The sequence below is a fragment of the Nakamurella flavida genome, assembly GCF_030811475.1.
Lineage (GTDB): Bacteria > Actinomycetota > Actinomycetes > Mycobacteriales > Nakamurellaceae > Nakamurella > Nakamurella flavida.
In genome coordinates, this window is sequence record NZ_JAUSQV010000001.1 from 1607680 (window position 1) to 1629628 (window position 21949).

Genomic DNA, 21949 nt, shown 5'->3' on the forward strand with positions numbered 1-21949 from the left:
CACTCTAGCCATGCGAGTGCCAGCTCTCAACCACCACCCCCGGGAGTGCGGCCGGGTCGGCTCAACCGGCGGCGTCGGCCAGCAGGTCCTGCATCCGGGACACCACGGCCGGGGTCGGGCCGGTCGGGTCCTGCCCGGTGTCGGTGAACCAGGCGTTGTCCAGCGGCAACGCGACCCGGCGCAGGACGGCCTCGCTCGCCTGTCGGCGCGCCGGGGTCAGCTCGGTGTCCAGGTCGGCCAGCCAGGTCCGCAGCGATTCGGGGTCGGGCGCGTCGTCCAGCACCGCCGGCGTCCGTTCGGCCAGCAGCAGCGCCACCGTCGCCAGGCCCCGCCGGGCGTCGTCGGCGGTCAGCACCCCGCTGCCCTGGGCCACCGCCCGCAGCGCTGCGCCCATCAACTCCCCCGCACCCAGCGCCGGGGAGTCCCGCAGGGCGGCCAGGTACTCCGTCACGGCCGGGGAGTCGAACAGTCCACCGGAACCGGCCCGTGCATCGGTCATGTCGCGCTCCCGTCGGATCCGCCGGACAGCCCGGCGCTCAGGTACCCGAGTGTGCACCGGAGCAGGCTCAGAGCTGGTGGACGACCCCCACCGGCAGGGCCGGGTCGCCGGAGAGCAGCGCACTGGACGGCACCGCACCGGCTGCGGCGACGTGCGCGCCGAGCGCGGCGATCATCGCGCCGTTGTCGGTGCACAACCCGGGTCGTGGCACCCGCAGCGTGAGACCCGCTGCGGCACACCGCTCCGCGGCCAGGGCGCGGAGCCGGCCGTTGGCGGCGACACCCCCGGCCACCACCACGGTGGAGATGCCGAGATCGGCGGCGGCCCGGACCGTCTTGGCGGTGAGCACGTCGGCCACCGCCTCCTGGAAGGAGGCGCACACATCGGGAATCCGGACGGCTCGCCCACTCCGTTCTGAGGACTCGACGTACCGGGCCACCGACGTCTTCAGCCCGGAGAAGGAGAAGTCGTACCGGGCGTCGCGCGGGCCGGTCAGGCCGCGCGGGAAGGCGATGGCCGCCGGGTCCCCGTCGGCGGCCAGGGCGTCGATGACCGGCCCACCCGGATAGCCCAGCCCGAGCAGCCGGGCGACCTTGTCGTAGGCCTCCCCGGCGGCGTCGTCGACGGTGGTGCCGATCTGGGTGATCGATCCGGCCAGGTCGTCCACCCGCAGCAGGATGGTGTGCCCGCCGGAGACCAGCAGGGCCAGCGTCGGACTGGGCAGCGGGCCGTGCTCCAGGGTGTCCGCGGCGACGTGCCCGGCCAGGTGGTTCACGCCGAACAGCGGGACGTCCCAGGCCGCGGCGTAGGCCTTGGCCGCGGCCAACCCGACCAGCAGTGCACCGGCCAGTCCGGGCCCGCAGGTCACCGCGACCGCGTCCACGTCCGCCGGGCGCACGCCCGCCTTGGCGAACGCCGACCGGACCGTGCCGGTCATGGACTCCAGGTGCGCGCGTGAGGCGATCTCCGGCACGACCCCGCCGAAGCGCGCGTGCTGGTCGGAGCTGGAGGCCAGCTCGTGGCCGAGCAGTTCGGGTCCCTCACCCGGGCCACCCAGGCGGACCAGGCCGGCGCCGGTCTCGTCGCAGGAGGACTCGATGCCCAACAGGATGGACCCGGGCGGGAGGCGAACGATCTCCCGACCGGCCTGGTCGGTGGTGGGCAGGGACGCAGTGGTCATGAGGGCGGCCGTTCCATGGTGTAGGCGTCAGCCCCGCTGGGCTGGTAGTAGCGGCGGCGCACCCCGAGGGTGTGGAACCCCTCGGCGGCGTAGAGCCCGAGCGCCGGCACGTTGTCGGTGCGCACGTCGAGCAGCACCCGGCGGCCGTCGGCGTGGTCGAGCAGATCGCGCAGCAGGGCCCGGCCGATACCGGCGCCCTGGGCGGCCGGGTGCACGCCGATGGTCTGCACCTCGGCCTCGTCGTCGTGCACGGCCAACCCGGCGTACCCGTCCACCCGGCCGGCGGCATCCCGGTGCACCCGGTAGTACCGCCCCTCGGCCAGCTCCCCCCAGAACATCGCCTCGGTCCACGGGGAATCGGTCGGGAACAACAGCTCCTCCAGGTGCGCGAGGGCCGGGATGTCCCACCAGGGCAGATCGGCGAGCTCCACCGGAGCCCTCACCGGCCCAGCACCGACTTGCGCAGGCCCGGCTCGGTGGCGTCCGGGCGGCGCAGGTAGAGGGGGGTGAGTGGGCCGGGGGTGGCGCCGGACAGCAGGTCGTCCGCGGCCACGGCGACCAGGCCGGCGGTGACGCCGGTGGGGGTGGGCACCACGGGCAGGTCGAGGTCGACGAGGGCGGCGCCCGCCCCGGTGACGCCGGTGACCGCCCCGCGCTCGGCGAGCCAGTCGGTCACCGCGGCGGGGGCGAGCACGGCCGGGCCGCCGGTGCGGACGCCGGATGCGTCGAACGCCGAGGCGTAGACCTCGCGACGGCGCGCATCGGTGGCGACCAGCAGGCCGCCCCCGGACCAGCCGGCGGCGCGCGCGGCCGCGGCCGTGCCGTCGTGGGACGGCACGCCGTGCACGGCGATGTCGAGGCCGTCGCCCAGGGCGGCCGCGGTGGCGATGCCCACCCGCAGCCCGGTGAACGGGCCGGGGCCCAGGCCGACGACCACGGCGTCCAGGTCGGGCAGGCCGGCGCCGGCCTCGGTCAGCGCCGCCCGGACCAGCGGCATCAGCCGCTCGGCGTGGGCGAAGGCGTTGTCCACGGAGTGCTCGGCCAGCAGTACCGCACCCTGTCCGGGGGACAGCCGGACGACCCCGGCGGTGACCAGCGGGGTGGAGGTGTCCAGGGCCAGAACGAGCACGGGGGAAGTGTAGGCAGGAACGGGCGCCGGTCCGGCCGGAGCGGACGGGATCGCCGGGACGCCGCATCCGTCCGCCGCGTTCCCGGGCCGGGCCGTGCACCAGAATGGGCGCGCCGGCACGCGCCGGCTCGGGAGGGGGCGGCCGTGGCGGACCAGGTCACCCTGCGCGATGTGGCCCAGTTGGCCGGGGTCTCCGTGGCCACCGCGTCCCGCGCGCTGTCCGGGGCGGTCGGCCGCACCGTGCGGGCCGACCTGCGGGCCCGGGTGCTCGATGCCGCCGGGATGCTGAACTACTCCCCCAACGCGGCCGCGCAGGCCATGGTGCGCGGATCGACGAGCACGGTCGCCCTGGTCGTCCACGACATCGCCGACCCCTACGCCGCGGCGGTGGCCGCCGGGGTGATGGCCACGGCGGCCCGGCGCGGTCTCATGGTGACGGTGGCCGCCACCGGCTCGGACCCCGAGGTCGAGGTCCGCCACGTCGAGATGCTGCGGCGGCAGCGTGCCCGGGCGGTCATCCTGGGCGGGTCGCGCACCGCCGACCCGTTCGTCCAGCAACGGCTGGACCTCGAACTGTCCGGCATCCTCGCCGACGGCGGATCGGTGGCCTCGATCGGCCAGGACACCCTGCCCGTGCACACCGTGCGCATCGACAACGCCGGTGGCGCACGGTCTCTGGCCACGTCACTGGTCGGGCTGGGCTACCGCCGCTTCGCGGTGCTGACCGGACCGGAGAGCTGGCTGACCTCCGAGGACCGACTGACCGGGTTCCAGGCCGGCGTCGAGGCCGCCGGCGCCGCCCTGGCCCCGGAAAGCGTGATGAGCACCCAGTTCTCGCGCGACGGGGGCTACGTGGCGATGGCCGAGATGCTGGACCGCGACCCGGGGGCGATCGCCGACGTCGACGCCGTGTTCGCGGTGAGCGACGTGATGGCGGTCGGTGCGATGGCCGCCCTGCGGGACCGCGGGCACCACATCCCCGGCGACGTCGCCGTGGCCGGGTTCGACGACATCGGCATGCTGCGGGACGTGCGACCGGCCCTGACCACGGTGCGACTCCCGTTGGAGCGCATCGGGTCCCGCGCCCTCGAGCTGGCGCTGGACCTGCGCCCGGCCGAGGCCGAGGACCGGGCCACCCCGGTGGTGGAGACGGTCACCGGCGAGGTCGTCGTCCGGGCCAGCACACCGGGCCGGAACTGACTCAGCCCCACCCGGCGGTCAGCGCATCGACCCTGGACCCCCAGGACGGGCCGGTGGCGTGCAGCTCGGCGGTCCGGGTGTCGTCGGGCAGTCGGTCGAGCCGGACGAGCAGCCGGTCGTCGGCCAGTCCCTCCCCGACGCCCTCCCCCCACTCGACGACGACGGCCGCCGCGGTGAGATCGGTGTCCAGGTCGAGGTCGTCGAGCTCGACGGAGCCGGCCAGCCGGTAGGCGTCCACGTGCACCAGGGCGGGCCCCGGCGAGCCGTCGGCCCGCCGGTGCACCCGCGCCAGCACGAACGTCGGCGAGGTGACCGTCCCGGTGACCCCCATGCCCGCCGCGATGGACTTGGTCAACGTCGTCTTGCCCGCGCCCAGAGCGCCGCTGAGCAGGACCAGGTCGCCCGGACGCAGCACGGCGCCCAGCGCGTGGCCGAACCGTTCGGTGTCGTCCAGGGTGGCCAGGGTCAGCACGGGCGCGGTCATCGGTGCTCCTCGTCGGATACGGCGCGGTCGACAGGCGCGTGGTCGACGGCGGTGGGATCGACGGGCACGCGCACGCGCTCGACGGGGACCGTCCGGGTCCGGGCAGGGTCGGGCCGGGCGTCCGGCGCGACCAGTCCCGCCCGCCGGGCCGCCCGGATAATCAGCCGGTCCAGCCCCTCGTCGATCGGTTCCGGCGCCTCCATGATCGCCATGTGCCCCGCCCCCGGGACGACCACCAGTTCGGAGTCCGGCAGGGCCGCGGCCAGCGCTTCCGACCGGCGCACCGGGGTCAGCCGGTCGGCGTCACCGCACGCCACCAGGGCCGGCAGCTCGGCCAGCGCGGGCAGGGCGGCCAACGCGTCCAGGCCGAGCAGGGCCGGGGTGAAGTCGGCGATCACGTCCACCGGGGTGCCGGAGATCATCTCGTCCAGGTAGTCGACGAGGGCGGCGGGGATGTCCCGGCGGGCGAAACCCAGGGCCCGGGTGAGCAGCCAGGCGGCGTCCCGGCTGCCGGCCCGGCTGCGCTCGATCAGCGTCGGGTACCGGGCCACCGTGGCGCTGATCAGCTTGACGATGGAGGTGCTGCCGGCGACCAGCAACCGGCTCAGTTCGGCCTGTCGCAGTGCGGTGGCCGAGGTGGAGATCAGCCCGATCCCAGCGACCCGGTGGGTGAAGTACCCGGGGTCGCGCCCGGCCAGGGTGAGCAGGGCCATGCCACCCATCGAGTGGCCGACGATCACCACCGGCCCGTCGGGCGCCGCGGTGGCCAGCACCTGGGCGAGGTCCCCGGCCAGGTCGGCCATGGTGGAGTGCCCCGCCTCGGCCCGGGTGGACCGTCCGTGCGAGCGCTGGTCGTAGAAGACCAGCCGGACGGCCGGGCCGGTGTCGTCACCGACCGGGTGGGCCAGGGCGTACCGCTGGAAGTGCCAGGACCCGGCCCGCAGTGTCCAGCCGTGCGCGAACACCACGGTGAGCGGGGCGTCGACGGGGCCGACCTCCTCGACGGCCAGCACGACCCCGTCGTCGGCGGCCACGGAATAGGTGCGGTCCGCGGCCAGCGAGCCGTACCCGTCGGCCTCCCCGTCCATCGACGACTGCCGGTACCGCCGCACGGCCCGGCGCTGGGCCGTCACCCCACCCAGGGCGGCCGCGCCGACGACACCACCGGCGATCCCGACGGCGCCCAGCACCCGCACCAGGGGGTTGGCCATCAGGACTCCCCACCCGGCGCGCCCGACGGACGGCGCGGCACCCGCGAGCCGATGCGCGTGACGATCTCGTAGTCGATCGTGCCGGTGACCTCGGCCCACTCCCGGGCGGTCGGCTCCCCCGCGGTACCCGGCCCGAACAGGGTCACCGCGTCCCCGATGGCCACCGGGTCGTCCCCGCAGTCCACGACGAACTGGTCCATCGCCACCCGCCCGGCGATCTGCCGGCGCCGGCCGCCGAGCAGGACGGGGCCGACCGAGGAGGCGGCGCGCGGGATGCCGTCCGCGTATCCCAGCGGCACCAGGGCCAGGGTGGTCTCGGTCGTCGTCCGGTACGTCAGGCCGTAGGAGACCCCCCAGCCGGCGGGCACCCGCTTGACCTGGGCGACGGTGGCCCGCAGCGTCATGGCGGGGACGAGCGGGAGTCGGGGCGTGGCACCGGGTTCGGTCGGATCCAGCCCGTACAGGCCGATGCCGCACCTCACCAGGTCGAAGACGCAGTCCGGGTGGTCCAGGGTCGCCGCGGTGTTGGCCAGGTGACGGACGGCGGGCGCCAGCCCGGCAGCGACGAAGGTGCGCTCGGCGGCGCGGAAGAGCGCGGTCTGCTCGGCCACCGACGGATCGCCCGGCACGTCCGCGCCGGCCAGGTGGCTCATCAGACCGACGAACTCCACCCGCCCGGCCCGCTGCGCCGCGGCCACGGCGTCCACCGTCGCGGCGAGCTCGGCCGGTCCGACCCCGTTGCGACCCAGCCCGGTGTCCACCTTGACGTGGATCCGCGGTCGGGTGTCGCCGACGGCGGCCAGCAGGGCGTCGAGCTGGACCGGGCCGGACACGGCGATCTGCACATCGGCGGCCACCGCGCCGGCCAGGTCGTCACCGGGCACCCACAGCCAGGCCAGCAGCGGCGCGGTGAGTCCGGCTGCGCGGAGCGCCACCGCCTCCGCGAGGGTGGCGACACCGAGCCAGGTCGCCCCGCCGGCCAGGGCGGCCCGCGCGCACGCGGCGGCGCCGTGCCCGTACCCCTCGGCCTTGACCACCGCCATCACCGCCACGTCGGGTCGGGCCTGCCGGGCCCGGGCCAGCAGGGCGCGGGTGTTCGCGGTCACCGCATCGAGATCGACCACCGCCTCCGCGCGCGGGGGCGCGGGCACGCTGCGGGCACCGGGAGAAGCCATGCTCCGATGGAACCATGTCCGGGCCGGGCCCCGACCACCCGCCCTCGCGGACCGACGGCGGCGTCGCTCGGTGCGCCCGCCCGGGGGATGACGCGCCGGCGCTCTGGTGCGTCGACGCGCCCCCGATGCGTGAACGCGCCCCCGATGCGTGAACGCGCCTCCCATCCCAGGCGCGAATGCAAGACCCGGGCGCGTGGACCGACCCGGCCACCGCGACGGAGAGCACCCCACCACGAACGCGCCCCCGATGTGTGAACGCGCCTCCCATCCCAGGCGCGAATGCAAGACCCGGGCGCGCGACCGACACACCCGGCGCAGGGGCGAGCCGGGCACGGGCGGTGTCAGCGATGTCCTGTCCACCCGGACACTCGAGTACCCGAACACCTCAGGCGGCGGGGCGGCCCAGGAAGTCCCACAGCGCGGACGCCCCGGCGAGCCCGGCCGCCTGGGCCCGCTCCCCGGCCCGGCCGTGCAGGAACGCTCCCGCGGCGGCGGCCTGCCAGGGTTCGAGCCCGGTGGCCAGCAGCGAGCCGATCACCCCGGAGAGCACGTCGCCGGACCCGGCGCTGGCCAGCCAGGAACTGCCGGACCGGTTCACCGCGGTCGTGCCGTCAGGGGCGGCCACCACCGTGCGGTGACCCTTGAGCAGCACGGTCGCCCCGCTCGTGGCCGCCGCGGAACGGGCCGCACGGAGCCGGTCGGCGAGGTCGATCTCCGGGAAGATCCGGGCGAACTCCCGCTCGTGCGGGGTGAGCACGGTCGGCCGTCCCGCTCGTCCGGCCAGCAGGTCCGGGTGCTGGGCGAGCAGGGTGAGGGCGTCCGCGTCGACCAGCACCGGGACGTCCTCCCCCAGCACGAAACGCAGCAGTTCCATGGCCCGGTCGTCGGTGCCCAGACCCGGGCCGACCACCCACGCCTGCACCCGGCCGGCCCCGTCCGGCGTCTCGCTGGCCACCACCTCGGGCCAACGGGCGAGGACCGCCCCGCCCTGCGCGCCGGCGTAGCGGACCATCCCGGGCCGGGTGCGCACCGCACCCCCGGTGCACAGCACCGCAGCTCCGGGATAGCCGGGTGAGCCGGCCACGATGCCGACCAGGCCGCCGGAGTACTTGTCGTCGGTGGTGCCGGGTCCCGGGAGCCACCGGTCCAGATCGCCCTCGGTCAGCGCGACCGCGTCCACCCCGACACCCGGGGCATCGGCCGGGTCCATGCCGATCGGGTCGCAGATCAGCTGCCCGGCGGCGTCGGTGACGAGCAGGCCGGTCTTGACCGCACCGAAGGTGACGGTGACGTCGGCGGCGAAGACCGGGCCGTCGACCGTCCCGGTGGCCGGGTCCACCCCGCTCGGCAGGTCGACGGCCACCCGCACCGCCGCGCTCTCGTTCGCCGCCGTCACCAACGCGTCCATCGGCGACCGCAGCGGCGGCCGGGCCGACAACCCGACCAGCCCGTCGACGATCGCGTCCGCCCCGGAGATCAGACCCGCCACGCCCCGGGAGTCGGCGGCGAGCACCCGGCCGGCGCGGCGGCGGAACTCGGCAAGCGCCACCGCATGGGTACGGTCGGGCGCGGTCAGCACGGCGGTCACGGCCAGTCCGCGGCGGCGGAGCAGCGCTCCGGCCAGCAGGGCGTCACCCCCGTTGTTGCCGGGGCCGACCAGGACCACCACCCGACGGCCGGGCAGCGGGCCGGGCAGGGCGACCAGCACCTGTTCGGCGACGGCGGCCGCAGCCCGGCGCATGAGGGTGGCCTGGCCGTCCCGGTCCAGGGAGACCTGCTCGATGGATCGGATCGACTCGGCGGTGTAGGCGTGGATCATCCGTCCATCCTCACCATCGGCGACGGGACGCGCGACGGCGGGATGGGCCGGCGGGACGGACCGGGCCGGTTCAGCCGGGAACGGCGGCGAGTGCGATCACCATGGCCGCGGCGATACCGGCGTCGTGCGACAGCGACAGCTGCCAGGAGCCCACGCCCTGCGCGGCCGCAGCGGCGGCGACGGTGCCGGTGATGACCAGACGGGGCCGGCCGGAGTCCTCGTTGACGACCGTGCAGTCGTGCCAGTCGAGCCCGGGCGGAACGCCGAGCGCCTTGGCCACCGCCTCCTTGGCCGCGAACCGGGCGGCCAGCGACGTGGGCCGGCGCGGGTGACCGGAGGCCGTCCGTCGTTCCTCCGCGGTGAACAACCGATCGGCCAGGTGCGGGGTCCGGGCCAGCGACGCGACGAACCGGTCGACGGCGACCACGTCGATCCCCACCCCGATGACCCCGGCACCGACCATTCCCCCACCGGGCGGGCCGCCCGTCACTACTCGACCGTGACGGACTTGGCCAGGTTCCGGGGCTTGTCGATGTCGAAACCCTTGGCCCGGGCGATCTCGGCGGCCAGCACCTGCAACGGCACTGTGGCCACCAACGGCTGCAGGAGCGAGGGCACCCGCGGCAGTTCGATGAGGGTGTCGGCGAACGGGGCCACCGTGTCGTCGCCCTCCTCGGCGATGACGATGGTGCGCGCCCCGCGGGCCTGCACCTCACGGATGTTGGACAGCAGCTTGGAGTGCAGCACCGGCTGCGACTTCGGCGACGGCGTCACCACCACCACCGGCAGCCCCTGCTCGATCAGCGCGATCGGTCCGTGCTTGAGCTCGCCGGCGGCGAAGCCCTCGGCGTGCATGTAGGCCAGCTCCTTGAGCTTCAGCGCGCCCTCCAGGGCCACCGGGTAGCCGACGTGCCGGCCGAGGAAGAGCACCGCACGCGAGTTGGCCAGCTCACGACCGAGCTCGCGGACCGGCTCCATCAGGGTGAGCGTCTCCTCGACGGCGGCCGACATCGCGCACAGCGCCTCGAACTCGCGGGCGACCTCGTCGGAGTACTTGGTGCCGCGGGCCTGGGCCAGGGCCAACCCGACGAGGTAGTTGGCGGCCACCTGCGCGAGGAAGGCCTTGGTCGAGGCGACCCCGATCTCCGGGCCGGCGTGCGTGTAGAGCACCGCGTCGGACTCCCGCGGGATCTGGGAGCCGTTGGTGTTGCACACGGCCAGCACCTTGGCGCCCTGGCGGCGGGCGTGCCGCACGGCCTCCAGGGTGTCGGCGGTCTCGCCGGACTGGGAGACCGCGACGACGAGGGTGTCCCGGTCGAGAACCGGGTCCCGGTACCGGAACTCGCTGGCCAGCTCGACCTCGACGGGCAGTCGGGTCCAGTGCTCGATCGCGTACTTGGCGACCAGACCCGAGTGGTACGCGCTGCCGCAGGCGACCACGAAGACCTTGTCGATGGTGCGCAGCTCGTCGTCGCCGAGCCGCTGCTCGTCCAGGATGACCGCCGTCCCGTCGAAGTGCCCGCGCAGGGTGTCGGCCAGCGCCGTGGGCTGTTCGGCGATCTCCTTGTCCATGAAGGTCGGGTAGCCGCCCTTCTCCGCGGCGGCGAGGTCCCAGTCGACGGTGAACGGCCGGAAGTCCGGCTCGCCCCCGGAGAACGAGGTCACCTCGTACCCGTCGGCGTGCACCACCACGAGCTGGTCCTGGCCGAGCTCGACGGCCTGCTTGGTGTGCGAGATGAACGCGGCGACATCGCTGGCCAGGAACATCTCGCCGTCCCCGATGCCGATGACGAGCGGGGAGTTGCGGCGGGCGGCGACGAGCAGGCCGGGCTCGTCGGCGTGCGTGGCCACCAGGGTGAACGCGCCCTGCAACCGGCGGGCCACGGCGGCCATGCTCGCCGGCAGGTCGCCGGCCGTCGTACCGGACGCGTAGGCCCGGCCGAGCAGGTGGGCGACGACCTCGGTGTCGGTGTCGCTGGACATCTCGATGCCGGCGTCCTCGAGCTCGCGGCGCAGCACCGGGAAGTTCTCGATGATCCCGTTGTGGATGACCGCGGTGCGGCCGGCGGTGTCGGTGTGCGGGTGGGCGTTGCGATCGGTCGGGCCGCCGTGGGTGGCCCACCGGGTGTGCCCGATGCCGGTGCGCCCGGCCAACGCGACCGTGCCGCCGTCGATCTCGTGCTCGAGGTTGGCCAGCACCCCGGCCTTCTTGCTCACGTGCAGGGCGCCGTCGTCGTCCAGCACGGCGACCCCGGCGGAGTCGTACCCGCGGTACTCGAGCCGGCGCAGGCCCTCCAGGACGAGCGGGAGGGCCTGACGGGGTCCGATGTATCCGACGATGCCGCACATGGGCCTGAGGGTAACCGGGGGGTGGACCCGTTCCGGCCCGCGCGACACGGCCGGCCCGGGCACGTCCGGCGGCCGGTCGGTTCGGTCAGTCGCCGGGGGTGCGGATGAGCAGCGAGGCGCGGACGTCCTCCGGGCCGAGCGCGGCGTACCCGTGGGGCACGTCGGACGCCCACTCCAGGTAGCCGCCCGGCCCGGCCTCGCCGGGCGTGTCCACCGGGCCGGCCCGCAGGGTGCCGGCGAACACCGTCACGTGCTCGGTGACGCCCACGTGGTGCGCCGGTGAGACCTGCGCGGTACCGGCCGGCAGGGTCAGGGTGCACAGCTCCACGGTCACCGGCCCCTCGTGGAAGACCCGCAGCACCTCCACGCGGACCGCGCTCCCGCGCAGATCCGATCCGGTCGCGCCGAGCAGGGCGGTGACCGGGACGTGCAGGGCGGCGGCGACGGCGTGCAGGGTGTCCAGGGTCGGATTCCGCATCCCGGCCTCCAGGCCGGACAGGGTGGCCTTGCCGACGCCCGCGGCCCGGGCCAGGGCGGACAGCGACAGTGCCCGGGCGGTGCGCAGCTGCCGGACCCGGTCCCCCACCGCGGCCTGGTCGCCCGCGAGCGCACCCGGTCCGGCCGGGTCCCGTCCCGCCGCCCCCCGAACACCCGGGCCGGTTGCCCCCACGTCCGCCCCCGCTCTACTGTCCGACTCGTTCCGTTTACGGAACGGCATGGAACGACGATACGACAGCCGCCGACCCGACCGGGGAGCACCCGCATGACCCTCACCCGCCCCCTGGTCGCCGGGGTGATCACCGCCCTCGTCGGCTTCGGCAGCTCGTTCACCGTGGTGCTGGCCGGACTGCGGGCGGTCGGCGCCGACCCCGCCCAGGCGACCAGCGGCCTGCTGGCGGTCAGCGTCGCCGCCGGCGTCGCCGCCCTCGTCCTCGGCCTGCGCTCCCGCCTCCCCATCAGCATCGCCTGGTCGACACCCGGTGCGGCCCTGCTGATCTCGAGCGGGGTACCGGCCGGCGGCTTCCCCGCGGCGGTCGGGGCGTTCCTGCTGTGCGGCCTGCTCATCGTGGTGGCCGGCCTGGTCCGTCCGCTGGGCCGGCTCATCGCCGCCATCCCCACGCCGCTGGCCTCGGCGATGCTCGCCGGGGTGCTGCTGCCGCTCTGCCTGGCCCCGGTGCGCGCCCTGGGCGAGGTGCCCGGGCTGGCCGCGCCGGTCATCGTGGTCTGGGCGCTGGCCACCCGGTTCGCCCGACTCTGGGCCGTGCCTGCGGCCCTGGTCGTCGCGGTGATCGCCCTGGCATTCACCGGCCCGGATCTGACCGGCGCGGACCTGCTGCCCACCCCGGTGTGGGTGGCGCCCATGTTCGAGCCGCTGACCCTGCTCAGTCTGGGGCTGCCGCTGTTCCTGGTCACCATGGCTTCGCAGAACATCCCCGGGATGGCCGTGCTGGCCCAGTACGGCTTCCGCCCGCCGCTGCGACCGATCCTGCTGGTCACCGGCGCACTGACGATGCTGGCCGCCCCGTTCGGCGGGCACGCGGTCAACCTCGCCGCGATCAGTGCGGCGCTGGCCGCCGGCGACGACGCGGGCCCGCGCGAGCGGCGGTGGATCGCCTCCGTCACCGCCGGGCTCGGCCTGGCCGTCCTGGGTCTGGGCGCCGGGCTGGCCACCGCCCTCATTCTCGTCGCCCCGCCGGTGCTGGTCCAGGCGGTGGCCGGGCTCGCCCTGATCGGCGCGCTGGCCTCGTCGCTGACCGCCGCGGTCGGCGACGTCGGCCGGCGGGAGGCCGCCGTCGTGACCTTCGCGGTCACCGCGGCCGGGGTGGCGTTCCTCGGGATCGGGTCGGCGTTCTGGGGGCTGGTCGCCGGAGCGGCGATGCTGCTGCTGCGCCCCCGGCCGACCGCCCCGACCGCACCGACCGCCCCGCCGGTCGCGGCGACCCCGACGACGGCACCGGGCCGGCACCGGCGGGAGTGAGTGCCCGGCCTTGTAATGCGACCGACGCGGCGGTCGGAGCCGCGGACGAGGGCCGGGACTGGTGGGGCGGCCGGGTCAGCTCGGCACCGGCCGCCCCCCGCGGGCCGCGATGATGTCCCCCGCGGGCGCCGGCGGGTCACCCTCCGCGGGACCGGCGTAGCCCGAGCGGTCCTCCGGCGCGGTCGCGGCCACCGCGCGGACGTCCGCCCAGGCCCGCAGGGCGGCGATCTGCTCGGCCTGGGTGACCGACAGCGGCACGGTGGCTCCGATCTCCCGGTGCAGATCGTCCTCGACGAGGGGTCGCCGACCGGCGAAGGCGTCGAAGCAGGCCGCGATGACGACCTGCTCGATCTCGGCGCCGGAGAACCCCTCGGTCGCCGCCACCAGCCGACCGAGCAGGGCGTCGTCGACGGGCAGGTCACCGAGCGCGGGGCCGGCCGCCAGCCGGGCGGCCAGGTGCAGCCGGAAGATGACGGTGCGCTCGACGGCCGTGGGCAGGTCGATGAAGAAGATCTCGTCGAACCGGCCCTTGCGCAGCATCTCCGGGGGCAGCAGACCGATCGCGTTCGCGGTGGCCAGCACGAACACCGACGCCGTCTTCTCCTGCATCCACGTCAGGAAGGTGCCGAACACCCGTGCCGAGGTCCCGGAGTCGCCGGACCCCGAAGCCCCGGCCGCGAAACCCTTCTCGATCTCGTCGATCCACAGCACGCACGGCGCGATGGCCTCCGCGGTGCGCAGCGCGGTGCGCATGTTCTGCTCGCTGGCCCCGACCAGACCACCGAACACCCGCCCGATGTCCAGCCGCACGAGCGGCAGCGACCAGGCACTGGCGGTGGCCTTGGCCGTCAACGACTTCCCGCACCCCGGCACACCGGTGATCAGCACACCCTTGGCTGCGGGCAGCCCGTACTCCCGGGCCTGGGCCAGCCAGGAACCGTTCCGCTTGGTCAGCCAGGTCTTGAGGTTGCCCAGGCCGCCGACGTCCTCGAGCCGCACGGTGGAGGTGACGACCTCCAGCACCCCCGACTTGGCCACGATCTGCTTCTTCTCCTGCCAGACCAGGTCGACGTCGTCATCGGCCAGGTGACCGTCGTCGACCATGGCCCGGGCGAACGCGTTCTCGGCCTCGGCGGCGGTGAGGCCGCGGGCGGCCTGGGCCAGCCGCTCGGCGCCGTCCGGGCCGAGGTCGACGGTGAGCGCACCGGTGGCGACATTGCGGGCGATCATCCCGTCGAGCAGTTCGCGGATCTGCCCGCCGGTGGGCAGCGGGTAGTCGACCAGGGTGACCAGCGACTGCAGTTCCGGCGGGAGGTAGGACACCGCGGAGACCAGGATCAGCGTGCGTGGCACCGACCCGTCCCGGTAGTAGCGGACGGTGTCCTTCAGCAGTCGGATCAGCTGGGTGTCCGGCGGGGAGCTCGGCGAGCCGAGCCACGGGTGCAGGTCGAGCAGGACGACGGCGCTGGGCACGGACAGGGTGGCTGCGACCTGCAGGGCGGCGTGCGGCGTGCGGGTGTCCGGCGAACCGGGCTGCCCGAGCACGGCCAACCCCTGCGACGTCGACCAGGTGTGCACCAGCCGCGGCGGCAGCACCTGGCTGCGGTCGCCGAGCACCCCGGCGATGTCCCGGAGCACCCGGGACTCCTCGGCCGTCTGCACCATGAGCACGGGGAACCGGGCCCGGATGAGCCGCCGCAGCGTGTCGGCGAACTCGCCGGCGGGCCGCGGACCACCGGCCGCCGTTCCCGGCTCCGAGGTCAGCGTCGATCCCACCGCCCGCGCGAGCCCGTCGCTGGTCCCGGCGTCGTCCTGATCGGTGCGTCGCGCCACGGTGCCCCCGCCTCCCGGATGCCCGGCCCGGCCGGAGGGCCGCCCGGGGCTGCCGGGCCGCACCTGTCCGGCCGTGTCGGGCCGTGCGGGAGTCCGACCCCCGCCACCCGGCGATACTGTACGAGACCTGATGTCCCCGCCCGGGGTCTCTCCGGACCGGGCCGCGCGCAGCGGCCGGTCGAGACGCGCACGAACAGGAGCCCGGACATGGCACGACGCACCGCCCCGACGATCGAGCGGCCGACCCTGGACTACCTGGCCCACTGGGGGCCGAACCGGGTGGCGGTGGGCGATCTGGGCATCGCCGGCATGCCGGGCCTGATCTACACGCCGTCCGCCGGACACGACCTGCCCGTCGTGGCGCTGGCCCACGGCTGGCTGCAGCCGGTCTCCCGGTACGTCGACACCCTGCGGTTCCTGGCCAGCTGGGGCATCGTCGCCGTCGCGCCGGCGACCGAGAACGGTCCCTTCCCCTCCTTCGGTGGGTTGGCCGTCGACCTGTCCAAGGCCCTGCGGATCGCCGCGCACGCCCGGTTGGGCGGCGGACGAGTCCGGGCGGATCCGTCGAAGATGGGCGTGCTGGGCCACTCGACCGGCGGCGGTGCGGCGGTGCTGGCCGCCTCGCAGGACGAATCGATCGACGCGGTCGTCACCGTCACCGCGGTGGACGTCAAGCCCTCCTCCATCGAGGCCGCGGGCCTGTGCGAGATGCCGAGCCTGCACATCACCGGCAACGACGGCGGCGAGATGGTCGAGACCGGTGGCGCCGCGCTGGCCGCGAACTGGACCGGCCCGACGCAGCTGCGGCTGATCAAGGGCGGCGGGCACCTCGGATTCGCCGAGGGCAAGCACTGGACGAGCACCGTGTCCGGGTCCAGCAGCGAGCACAAGACGCAGTCGGTGTCCCGGATGCTGGCGGCGGCCTTCTTCCTGCGCCACCTGGACGGGCACGAGCACTTGGCCGACGAGCTCGACGGCAAGATCGCCCGCACCACGCTGAAGGACCCGCACGAAGAGGTGGAGTGAACGGGCGCGGGCTCTCCGCTCAGTCCTTCAGCGCGGCCGGATCGAAGTCGACCTTGCCGACGACGAGCCGGTTGATCCCCCACAGCACCACGCCGACGCCGAGCAGGATGAGCGCGAGCTGGTAGTCCGCCGCGGGTCGCCCGGACAGCGGCGTCACCAGGTACAGGCACGTGAGGATGCCGAGCACCGGCAGCCACGTCGGCGCCCGGAAGTGCTCGTGCTCGACCGGGTTCCGGCGCAGCACCAGGACAGCGATGTTGACGATGCAGAAGACGCCGAGCAGCAGCAGCGACGTGGTGCTGCCGAGCCGGGCCACGTCCATGGTGGCGACGAGCACGACGGCGATGGCGCTGGTGAACAGGATCGCCGTCCACGGGGTCCGCTTGGACGGGTGCACCTGCGACAGGATCCGCGGGATCACCCGTTCCCGGCTCATCCCGTAGAGCAGCCGACTGGCCATCATCATGTTGATCAGGGCGGAGTTGGCCACCGCGAACAGGGCGATGAAGGCGAACACCCCGGGCGGCAGACTGGGGGCGCCGACGGCGACCACCTCGAGCAGCGCGCCGCTCCCCGCCTGCGCCAGCACATCGGTGGGCACGAGGGTGGACGAGGCGATGGCCACGAGAACGTAGATGATCGCCGCGGCCCCCATGCCGAGCAGCATCGCCCGCGGGAAGGTCTTCGCCGGGTTCTTCGTCTCCTCGGCCATGTTGACCGAGTCCTCGAAGCCGACCATCGCGAAGAAGGCCAGCGAGGTCGCCGAGGTGACGGCGAGCAGGGCCGAGGAATCGGCGGTGTTGATCTCGGCGAGCCGGGAGAAGTCGCCCTTGCCCTGCAGGACGGCGACCACGCCGATGCCGATGATCAGCAGCAACCCGCCGAGCTCGATGCAGGTGAGGACCACGTTGGCCCAGACCGCCTCGCCCACCCCGCGGAAGTTGATGTAGGCGACCAGCAGGATGAACAGCACGGCGACGGCCCAGGTGGGCAGGGTGACGAACTCCTTCAGGTAGGTGCCGCCGAAGGCCCGGGCGGCCGAGGACGCCGAGGTGATGCCCGAGGACATCACCGTGAAGGTGATCATGAAGGTGAGGAACTGGATGCCGAACGCCTTGTGCGCGTAGAGCGCGGCCCCCGCCGCCTGCGGATACTTCCCGACCAGCTCGAGATAGCTGAAGGCGGTGATGAACGCGACCGCGAAGGCCAGGAGGAACGGCAGCCACAGGGCCCCGCCGACCTTGGCGGACACCTGACCGGTGAGGGCGTAGATCCCGGTGCCCAGGATGTCGCCGAGGACGAAGAAGAACAGGAGCTTGGGTCCGAGGGTCCGCTTGAGTTCCGGCTGCGCCTTCGTGTCGGTCTGCGTCATGACGGAGGACCCCTCCCACCGGCCGCGCGGAACGCGCGGGATGACGGGAGTGTGCTCGCGCTGACCGCCGTCCGCGAGTTCGTTCGTGTAAAGCCTCTGTGAAGTGCGTCAGCGGCGGCGCGGACTCAGACGGTGGCGACGACCGCGGCCACCCGCTCGGCGATCGACCGGGCCTGGTCGGCCGTGGCCGCCTCGACCATCACACGGACCAGCGGCTCGGTGCCGGACGGCCGGAGCAGCACACGCCCCGCGGACCCCAGTTCGGCCTCCGCCCGGGTGACCGACTCGACGACGGCGGGCGCGGCGGCGACCCCGGCCTTGTCGCCGGTGACGCGCACGTTGATCAGGACCTGCGGGAACCGGGTCACCAGCGTGGCCAGATCGGCGAGCGTGCGGCCCGTCGCCGACACCATCGACATGAGGTGCAGCGCGGAGAGCAGGCCGTCCCCGGTGGTGGCGTGGTCGGCCAGGATGAAGTGGCCGGACTGCTCGCCGCCGAGGGAGTACCCGCCGCGGTTCATCTCGGAGAGCACGTACCGGTCACCGACGCCGGTGGTGAGGACCGCGATCCCCGCCTTCTCCATCGCCTGGTGGAAGCCGATGTTCGCCATGACGGTGGTGACGACCGTGTCGTCGGTCAGCCGGCCCCGATCGCGGAGGGACACCGCGAGCAGGGCCAGGATGGCGTCCCCGTCGATCTCGGTGCCGTCGGCGGCCACGGCCAGGGCCCGGTCGGCGTCGCCGTCGTGCGCGATCCCGAGATCGGCGCCGTGGGCGACCACGGCGGCGCGGAGCCCGTCGAGATGGGTGGAACCCACCCCGTCGTTGATGTTGAGGCCGTCGGGGTCGCCGGCGATGACGACGACCTCCGCGCCGGCCCGCCGGTAGACCTCGGGAGCCAGGGTGGACGCCGCACCGTGGGCGCAGTCGACCACGACCTTGAGCCCGGCGATCGGGTTGGGGGTGGCGATGAGCAGGTGGTCCAGGTACCGGCGCGATGCGTCGTCGGCCCGGCGGATCCGGCCGACCCCCTCGCCGGTGGGTCGCACCGCGGGTTCGCCCACGGCCGCCTCGATGGCGTCCTCGGCGGCGTCGGACAGCTTGCGGCCGCCGGCGGCGAAGATCTTGATCCCGTTGTCCGGCATCGCGTTGTGCGAGGCGGAGATGACCACTCCGAGAGCGGCCCCCAGATCGGCGGTCAGGAAGGCGACCGCAGGCGTCGGCAGCACGCCGAGCAGCACCACGTCGACCCCGGCCGAGGCGAGCCCGGCAGCCACGGCGGCCTCGAGCATCTCGCCGCTGGCCCGCGGGTCACGGCCGACGACGGCGAGCGGACGTGCCGCTCGCAGCGCGTCGGAATCGGCCCCGGACGCCGCAACGGCGGCCCCGTCCACACCCTGGAGGGCGAGGACCTGGGCCGCCGCGGTGGCGAGTTGGAGCGCGAGTTCGGGGGTGAGGTCGGCGTTGGCCAGGCCACGCACACCGTCCGTCCCGAAGAGGCGTCCCATGCGCTGGATCAGCGCTTGGAGTACTGGGGGGCCTTACGGGCCTTCTTCAGGCCGTACTTCTTGCGCTCGGTGGCGCGGGCGTCCCGGGTCAGGAAGCCGGCCTTCTTCAGGGCCGGACGGTCGTTCTCGTCCACCTCGATGAGGGCGCGGGCGATGGCCAGCCGCAGGGCACCGGCCTGGCCGGTGACGCCGCCGCCGTGCAGACGCGCGATGACGTCGTAGGTCTCGGCCTTCTCGAGGTTGACCAGCGGCTCCTTGATCAGCTGCTGGTGGACCTTGTTCGGGAAGTAGTTGTCCAGCGTGCGCCCGTTGAGGGTGATGGTGCCGTTGCCGGGGATGAGCCGGATGCGGCACACGGCCTCCTTGCGGCGACCCACGGTCTGCACCGGGCGGTCCAGCACGACGGGCAGCGAGACCGAGGGGACGATCTCGGGCAGCTCGTGCGGCTCGACGTCGCTGGTGTTCTCGGTGTACTCGATGTCGTCACCGGCGGGGACGCTGTCGTCCTGCGGGAGGATCTCGGACTCGCTCACGTCACTGCCTTCGTACTCGGAGGTGGGGGTCGGCTCGGTCACTGGGCGACCTGGGTGATCTCGAACGGCTGCGGCTGCTGCGCGATGTGCGGGTGGTTCGGGCCCGCGTACACCTTGAGCTTGCGACCGACGGTGCGGCCCAGCGAGTTGTGCGGCAGCATGCCGAGCACGGCCTTCTCGACCAGGGTCTCGGGCTTGGTGTCGAGCATCTCGCCGACCGAGCGACGACGCAGGCCGCCCGGGTAGCCGGAGTGCCGGTAGAGGAACTTGGTGTCCCGCTTGTTACCGGTCACCGCGACCTTCTCGGCGTTGATGATGACGACGAAGTCACCGGTGTCCGCGTGCGGCGCGTAGATCGCCTTGTGCTTGCCGCGCAGCAGCTGCGCAGCATGGCTGGCCAGCCGGCCGAGCACGACATCGGTCGCGTCGATCACGTGCCAGGCGTGGGTGACATCGCCCGGCTTGGGGCTGTACGTGCGCACGGATATGCCTCTTGTCTTCTGCCTGTGTCTGGCGCTGCCGAAACATGCGCCCTGTCGTGTCGGCGCACTCCCGCAGACCCCGCCCGGATGGGAACATCCGGGCCGAGCCCTCGCCGCCGATTCCGTTCCACCGGCACCGCGAGGCGCTCCACAGCAGAACGGCGCGCAGCGACAACCGGCGCACCGAAGGACCAGACTACCGCGCCCGCCCGGCACCGGTCAAAATGCCGGGGCCGGCCGCCCCGCCGGCCCCCCGGCCCAGCGTCCGGACGGAGCACGGACGGAGCACGGACGGAACCCGAACGGAGCCGGGGCAGCGCTACCGGGCCCTGCTCAGCCGACCTCGTCGGCCGACCGGGTCGCCCGCGTCGCACCCACCCGGTCCGCCAGTTCACGGTCCGGCGGGTAGTCCACGGCCATCAGGGTCAGCCCGTGTGCCGGGGCGACGTGCACGGCGGCGGTGCGCACGCCGGCGGCCAGCACGGCCGCGGGCATCTCCACGGGCGCCCTGCCCTGGCCCACCGCCACCAGGGCACCGACCAGCGCGCGGACCATGGAGTGGCAGAAGGCATCGGCACTGACGAGGATGTGCACCTCGTCACCGGACACCCGCTCGACGTCCAGCCGTTGCAGTTCCCGGATGGTCGTCGCCCCCTCCCGTGGGCGGCAGAACGCGGCGAAGTCGTGCAGCCCGAGCAGAGCCGTCGCGGACCGTCGCATCAGGGCGTGGTCGAGCTCCCGGCGCAGGGCCAGGACGAAGGAGCGGTCCATCGGGCTGGCGCCCCAGTCCGAGGTCGCCACCCGATAGCGGTAGTGCCGCCGCAGGGCTGCGAACCGGGCGTCGAAACCCGGCGCGGCAGCTGCGATCCCCCTGACCCGCACATCGGGCGGCAGCAGCCCGGCGAGCCGTCGGTTCAACCCGACGAGGGCAGCCGTGGGGGCGGGCAGATTGCCCTGCCGCGGGGTGAGGGCGGCCAGGGCGGTCGGGTCGACGTCGATGTGCGCGACCTGACCGAGAGCGTGCACACCGGCATCCGTCCGCCCGGCGACGACGAGCGGCACCGGGGCTCGCAGCACGGTACGGAGCGACTCCCCCAGTACCCCGGCGACGGTGCGTCGACCGGGCTGCACCGCCCACCCGGAGAAGTCGGTGCCGTCGTAGGACAGGTCCAGGCGCAACCGGACGGACGCCGGCCCCGGGCCTGCTTGCACCCCGGGAACGACGACGACGGGCGCCCCCTGCTGGGGACGCCCGTCGTGGTCTGTCATGGTCCTGCGCACCGTCGCGTGGTCAGTGTCCCGCCGACGCCCGAGGGCGACGACGGATCGACTCACTTGGTGGTGTCGGAACCCTCGGCCGGGGCCTGGGACGGGGCCGGGACGGCCTTGCCCTGGTCGTCGGCGTCGGCGTCGCCGGGGGCGACGGCACCTTCGGCCGGCTCCTGCGACGGGCCCGCGGGCTCGTCGACGGTGCCGGACTCGGCCTGCTCACCGGCGGCGACGGAACCCTCGGCGGGATCCTGATCGGCGGCCAGCGTGCTCTGCGCGGGCGCCGAGGCGCCCTCGGCGGGAGCGTCGGCATCGGTCTCGACCGCAGCGGCGGAACCGCTGGACGCGGCGACCCGCGCGGAGCGGTTGCCACCGGCGCTCGCGGCCCGACGGGCGACCTTGCCGGCGGCCGAGGACACGGTCTCCTCGTCGACCAGCTCGATGATCGCCATGGGGGCGTTGTCGCCCTTGCGCGGGCCGGTCTTGATGATCCGGGTGTACCCGCCGTCGCGGGTCGCGAAGGACGGCCCGATCTCGGCGAACATCTTGTGCACCACGTCCTTGTCGCGGATGACCTTCATGACCTCGCGGCGGGCGTGCAGCGTGCCCTGCTTGGTCGTGGTGATCAGCTTCTCCGCGTACGGGCGCAGCCGCTTGGCCTTGGTCTCGGTGGTCTGGATGCGGCCGTGCTCGAAGAGCGACTGGGCGAGGTTCGCCAGGATGTGACGCTCGTGGGCCGGCGAACCGCCGAGACGGGGACCCTTGGGAGGAGTGGGCATGGGTGCACTTCTTTCTGGTCGTGGTCCGCGTGGGCGTGGCGCCCTGGCGGGTGAGGCGACGGTCCGGGAGCGAACTCCCGGGCGTCGACGGTGTCCTGTCCGTGTTCGGCGTTCCGACGGGGC

At 74.2% G+C, this 21949-nt stretch carries 21 protein-coding genes; 3 read left to right on the forward strand and 18 right to left on the reverse strand.

Annotated elements, in window-relative coordinates:
* Positions 1-61 precede the first annotated feature (61 nt).
* The 4 genes from J2S58_RS07155 to tsaB all read right to left on the reverse strand — a co-directional run bounded on the left by J2S58_RS07155 (position 62) and on the right by tsaB (position 2808).
* Complete coding sequence (locus tag J2S58_RS07155; protein WP_205255976.1) at positions 62-499, reverse strand: hypothetical protein; 438 nt, start codon at positions 497-499, stop codon at positions 62-64.
* A 67-nt stretch (positions 500-566) separates the two neighbouring features.
* Positions 567-1679, reverse strand: coding sequence for a tRNA (adenosine(37)-N6)-threonylcarbamoyltransferase complex transferase subunit TsaD (tsaD, locus tag J2S58_RS07160; protein WP_205255975.1), 1113 nt, complete (start codon positions 1677-1679; stop codon positions 567-569).
* On the reverse strand, positions 1676-2122 hold the full coding sequence (rimI, locus tag J2S58_RS07165) for a ribosomal protein S18-alanine N-acetyltransferase (RefSeq protein ID WP_306826871.1): 447 nt from the start codon (positions 2120-2122) through the stop codon (positions 1676-1678). The genes tsaD and rimI overlap by 4 nt, the downstream gene beginning before the upstream one ends.
* The gene (tsaB, locus tag J2S58_RS07170; RefSeq protein WP_205255974.1) at positions 2119-2808 is read right to left on the reverse strand and encodes a tRNA (adenosine(37)-N6)-threonylcarbamoyltransferase complex dimerization subunit type 1 TsaB; all 690 of its coding nucleotides are present in this window, start codon (positions 2806-2808) and stop codon (positions 2119-2121) included. The genes rimI and tsaB overlap by 4 nt, the downstream gene beginning before the upstream one ends.
* A 144-nt stretch (positions 2809-2952) precedes the next feature.
* Here tsaB and J2S58_RS07175 point away from each other — a divergent pair, with 144 nt between their 5' ends.
* On the forward strand, positions 2953-4008 hold the full coding sequence (locus tag J2S58_RS07175) for a LacI family DNA-binding transcriptional regulator (protein ID WP_205255973.1): 1056 nt from the start codon (positions 2953-2955) through the stop codon (positions 4006-4008).
* Position 4009: 1 nt separating this feature from the next.
* On the opposite strand, the gene tsaE is transcribed toward J2S58_RS07175, so the two are convergent.
* From tsaE to J2S58_RS07210, 7 genes are all read right to left on the reverse strand, one after another.
* On the reverse strand, positions 4010-4492 hold the full coding sequence (tsaE, locus tag J2S58_RS07180) for a tRNA (adenosine(37)-N6)-threonylcarbamoyltransferase complex ATPase subunit type 1 TsaE (protein WP_205255972.1): 483 nt from the start codon (positions 4490-4492) through the stop codon (positions 4010-4012).
* Positions 4489-5703, reverse strand: a complete 1215-nt coding sequence (locus J2S58_RS07185; protein WP_205255971.1) for an alpha/beta fold hydrolase — start codon at positions 5701-5703, stop codon at positions 4489-4491. Before J2S58_RS07185 ends, tsaE begins: the two co-directional genes overlap by 4 nt.
* Entirely contained in the window at positions 5703-6878 is a 1176-nt protein-coding gene (alr, locus tag J2S58_RS07190; RefSeq protein ID WP_205255970.1) for an alanine racemase, read from the reverse strand. Before alr ends, J2S58_RS07185 begins: the two co-directional genes overlap by 1 nt.
* 385 nt (positions 6879-7263) lie before the next feature.
* Positions 7264-8697: an NAD(P)H-hydrate dehydratase gene (locus J2S58_RS07195; protein WP_205255969.1), complete on the reverse strand. Its 1434-nt coding sequence runs from the start codon at positions 8695-8697 to the stop codon at positions 7264-7266.
* A gap of 70 nt (positions 8698-8767) precedes the next feature.
* Positions 8768-9160: a holo-ACP synthase gene (locus J2S58_RS07200; RefSeq protein ID WP_205255968.1), complete on the reverse strand. Its 393-nt coding sequence runs from the start codon at positions 9158-9160 to the stop codon at positions 8768-8770.
* A 26-nt stretch (positions 9161-9186) separates the two neighbouring features.
* Positions 9187-11046 carry a glutamine--fructose-6-phosphate transaminase (isomerizing) gene (glmS, locus tag J2S58_RS07205; RefSeq protein ID WP_205255967.1) on the reverse strand — a complete coding sequence of 620 codons (1860 nt, stop codon included), beginning with the start codon at positions 11044-11046 and terminating at the stop codon, positions 9187-9189.
* A gap of 85 nt (positions 11047-11131) precedes the next feature.
* A complete protein-coding gene (locus J2S58_RS07210; RefSeq protein WP_205255966.1) occupies positions 11132-11632 on the reverse strand; it encodes an XRE family transcriptional regulator in 501 nt (166 codons plus the stop codon).
* A gap of 177 nt (positions 11633-11809) precedes the next feature.
* Here J2S58_RS07210 and J2S58_RS07215 point away from each other — a divergent pair, with 177 nt between their 5' ends.
* On the forward strand, positions 11810-13024 hold the full coding sequence (locus J2S58_RS07215; protein ID WP_205255965.1) for a benzoate/H(+) symporter BenE family transporter: 1215 nt from the start codon (positions 11810-11812) through the stop codon (positions 13022-13024).
* 75 nt (positions 13025-13099) lie between these two features.
* Here the strand turns inward: J2S58_RS07215 and J2S58_RS07220 are convergent, their stop codons facing one another.
* Positions 13100-14689, reverse strand: a complete 1590-nt coding sequence (locus J2S58_RS07220; protein WP_205256090.1) for an AAA family ATPase — start codon at positions 14687-14689, stop codon at positions 13100-13102.
* Positions 14690-15064: 375 nt separating this feature from the next.
* Here J2S58_RS07220 and J2S58_RS07225 point away from each other — a divergent pair, with 375 nt between their 5' ends.
* Complete coding sequence (locus J2S58_RS07225; RefSeq protein WP_205255964.1) at positions 15065-15883, forward strand: dienelactone hydrolase family protein; 819 nt, start codon at positions 15065-15067, stop codon at positions 15881-15883.
* A 19-nt stretch (positions 15884-15902) separates the two neighbouring features.
* On the opposite strand, the gene J2S58_RS07230 is transcribed toward J2S58_RS07225, so the two are convergent.
* The 6 genes from J2S58_RS07230 to rplQ form a co-directional block, all read right to left on the reverse strand.
* Positions 15903-17255, reverse strand: a complete 1353-nt coding sequence (locus J2S58_RS07230; RefSeq protein ID WP_205255963.1) for an APC family permease — start codon at positions 17253-17255, stop codon at positions 15903-15905.
* 125 nt (positions 17256-17380) lie between these two features.
* The gene (gene glmM / locus J2S58_RS07235) at positions 17381-18763 is read right to left on the reverse strand and encodes a phosphoglucosamine mutase (protein ID WP_205255962.1); all 1383 of its coding nucleotides are present in this window, start codon (positions 18761-18763) and stop codon (positions 17381-17383) included.
* Positions 18764-18771: 8 nt separating this feature from the next.
* Entirely contained in the window at positions 18772-19281 is a 510-nt protein-coding gene (gene rpsI, locus J2S58_RS07240; RefSeq protein WP_370881860.1) for a 30S ribosomal protein S9, read from the reverse strand.
* Between the two features lie 53 nt (positions 19282-19334).
* Positions 19335-19778 carry a 50S ribosomal protein L13 gene (rplM, locus tag J2S58_RS07245; protein WP_205255961.1) on the reverse strand — a complete coding sequence of 148 codons (444 nt, stop codon included), beginning with the start codon at positions 19776-19778 and terminating at the stop codon, positions 19335-19337.
* Between the two features lie 333 nt (positions 19779-20111).
* Complete coding sequence (gene truA, locus J2S58_RS07250; RefSeq protein ID WP_205255960.1) at positions 20112-21047, reverse strand: tRNA pseudouridine(38-40) synthase TruA; 936 nt, start codon at positions 21045-21047, stop codon at positions 20112-20114.
* Positions 21048-21109: 62 nt separating this feature from the next.
* Positions 21110-21826, reverse strand: a complete 717-nt coding sequence (rplQ, locus tag J2S58_RS07255) for a 50S ribosomal protein L17 (protein ID WP_205255959.1) — start codon at positions 21824-21826, stop codon at positions 21110-21112.
* Between the last annotated feature and the right edge of the window lie 123 nt (positions 21827-21949).

Coding starts and splice junctions, on each gene's coding strand:
- J2S58_RS07230 (WP_205255963.1), bottom strand. CDS start 17,255: ATGACGCAGACCGACACGAAGGCGCAGCCGGAACTCAAGCGGACCCTC.
- J2S58_RS07185 (WP_205255971.1), bottom strand. CDS start 5,703: ATGGCCAACCCCCTGGTGCGGGTGCTGGGCGCCGTCGGGATCGCCGGT.
- rplQ (WP_205255959.1), bottom strand. CDS start 21,826: ATGCCCACTCCTCCCAAGGGTCCCCGTCTCGGCGGTTCGCCGGCCCAC.
- J2S58_RS07195 (WP_205255969.1), bottom strand. CDS start 8,697: ATGATCCACGCCTACACCGCCGAGTCGATCCGATCCATCGAGCAGGTC.
- glmM (WP_205255962.1), bottom strand. CDS start 18,763: ATGGGACGCCTCTTCGGGACGGACGGTGTGCGTGGCCTGGCCAACGCC.
- J2S58_RS07200 (WP_205255968.1), bottom strand. CDS start 9,160: ATGGTCGGTGCCGGGGTCATCGGGGTGGGGATCGACGTGGTCGCCGTC.
- truA (WP_205255960.1), bottom strand. CDS start 21,047: ATGACAGACCACGACGGGCGTCCCCAGCAGGGGGCGCCCGTCGTCGTC.
- J2S58_RS07155 (WP_205255976.1), bottom strand. CDS start 499: ATGACCGATGCACGGGCCGGTTCCGGTGGACTGTTCGACTCCCCGGCC.
- alr (WP_205255970.1), bottom strand. CDS start 6,878: ATGGCTTCTCCCGGTGCCCGCAGCGTGCCCGCGCCCCCGCGCGCGGAG.
- glmS (WP_205255967.1), bottom strand. CDS start 11,046: ATGTGCGGCATCGTCGGATACATCGGACCCCGTCAGGCCCTCCCGCTC.
- J2S58_RS07225 (WP_205255964.1), top strand. CDS start 15,065: ATGGCACGACGCACCGCCCCGACGATCGAGCGGCCGACCCTGGACTAC.
- J2S58_RS07215 (WP_205255965.1), top strand. CDS start 11,810: ATGACCCTCACCCGCCCCCTGGTCGCCGGGGTGATCACCGCCCTCGTC.
- J2S58_RS07220 (WP_205256090.1), bottom strand. CDS start 14,689: ATGGTGCAGACGGCCGAGGAGTCCCGGGTGCTCCGGGACATCGCCGGG.
- tsaE (WP_205255972.1), bottom strand. CDS start 4,492: ATGACCGCGCCCGTGCTGACCCTGGCCACCCTGGACGACACCGAACGG.
- tsaD (WP_205255975.1), bottom strand. CDS start 1,679: ATGACCACTGCGTCCCTGCCCACCACCGACCAGGCCGGTCGGGAGATC.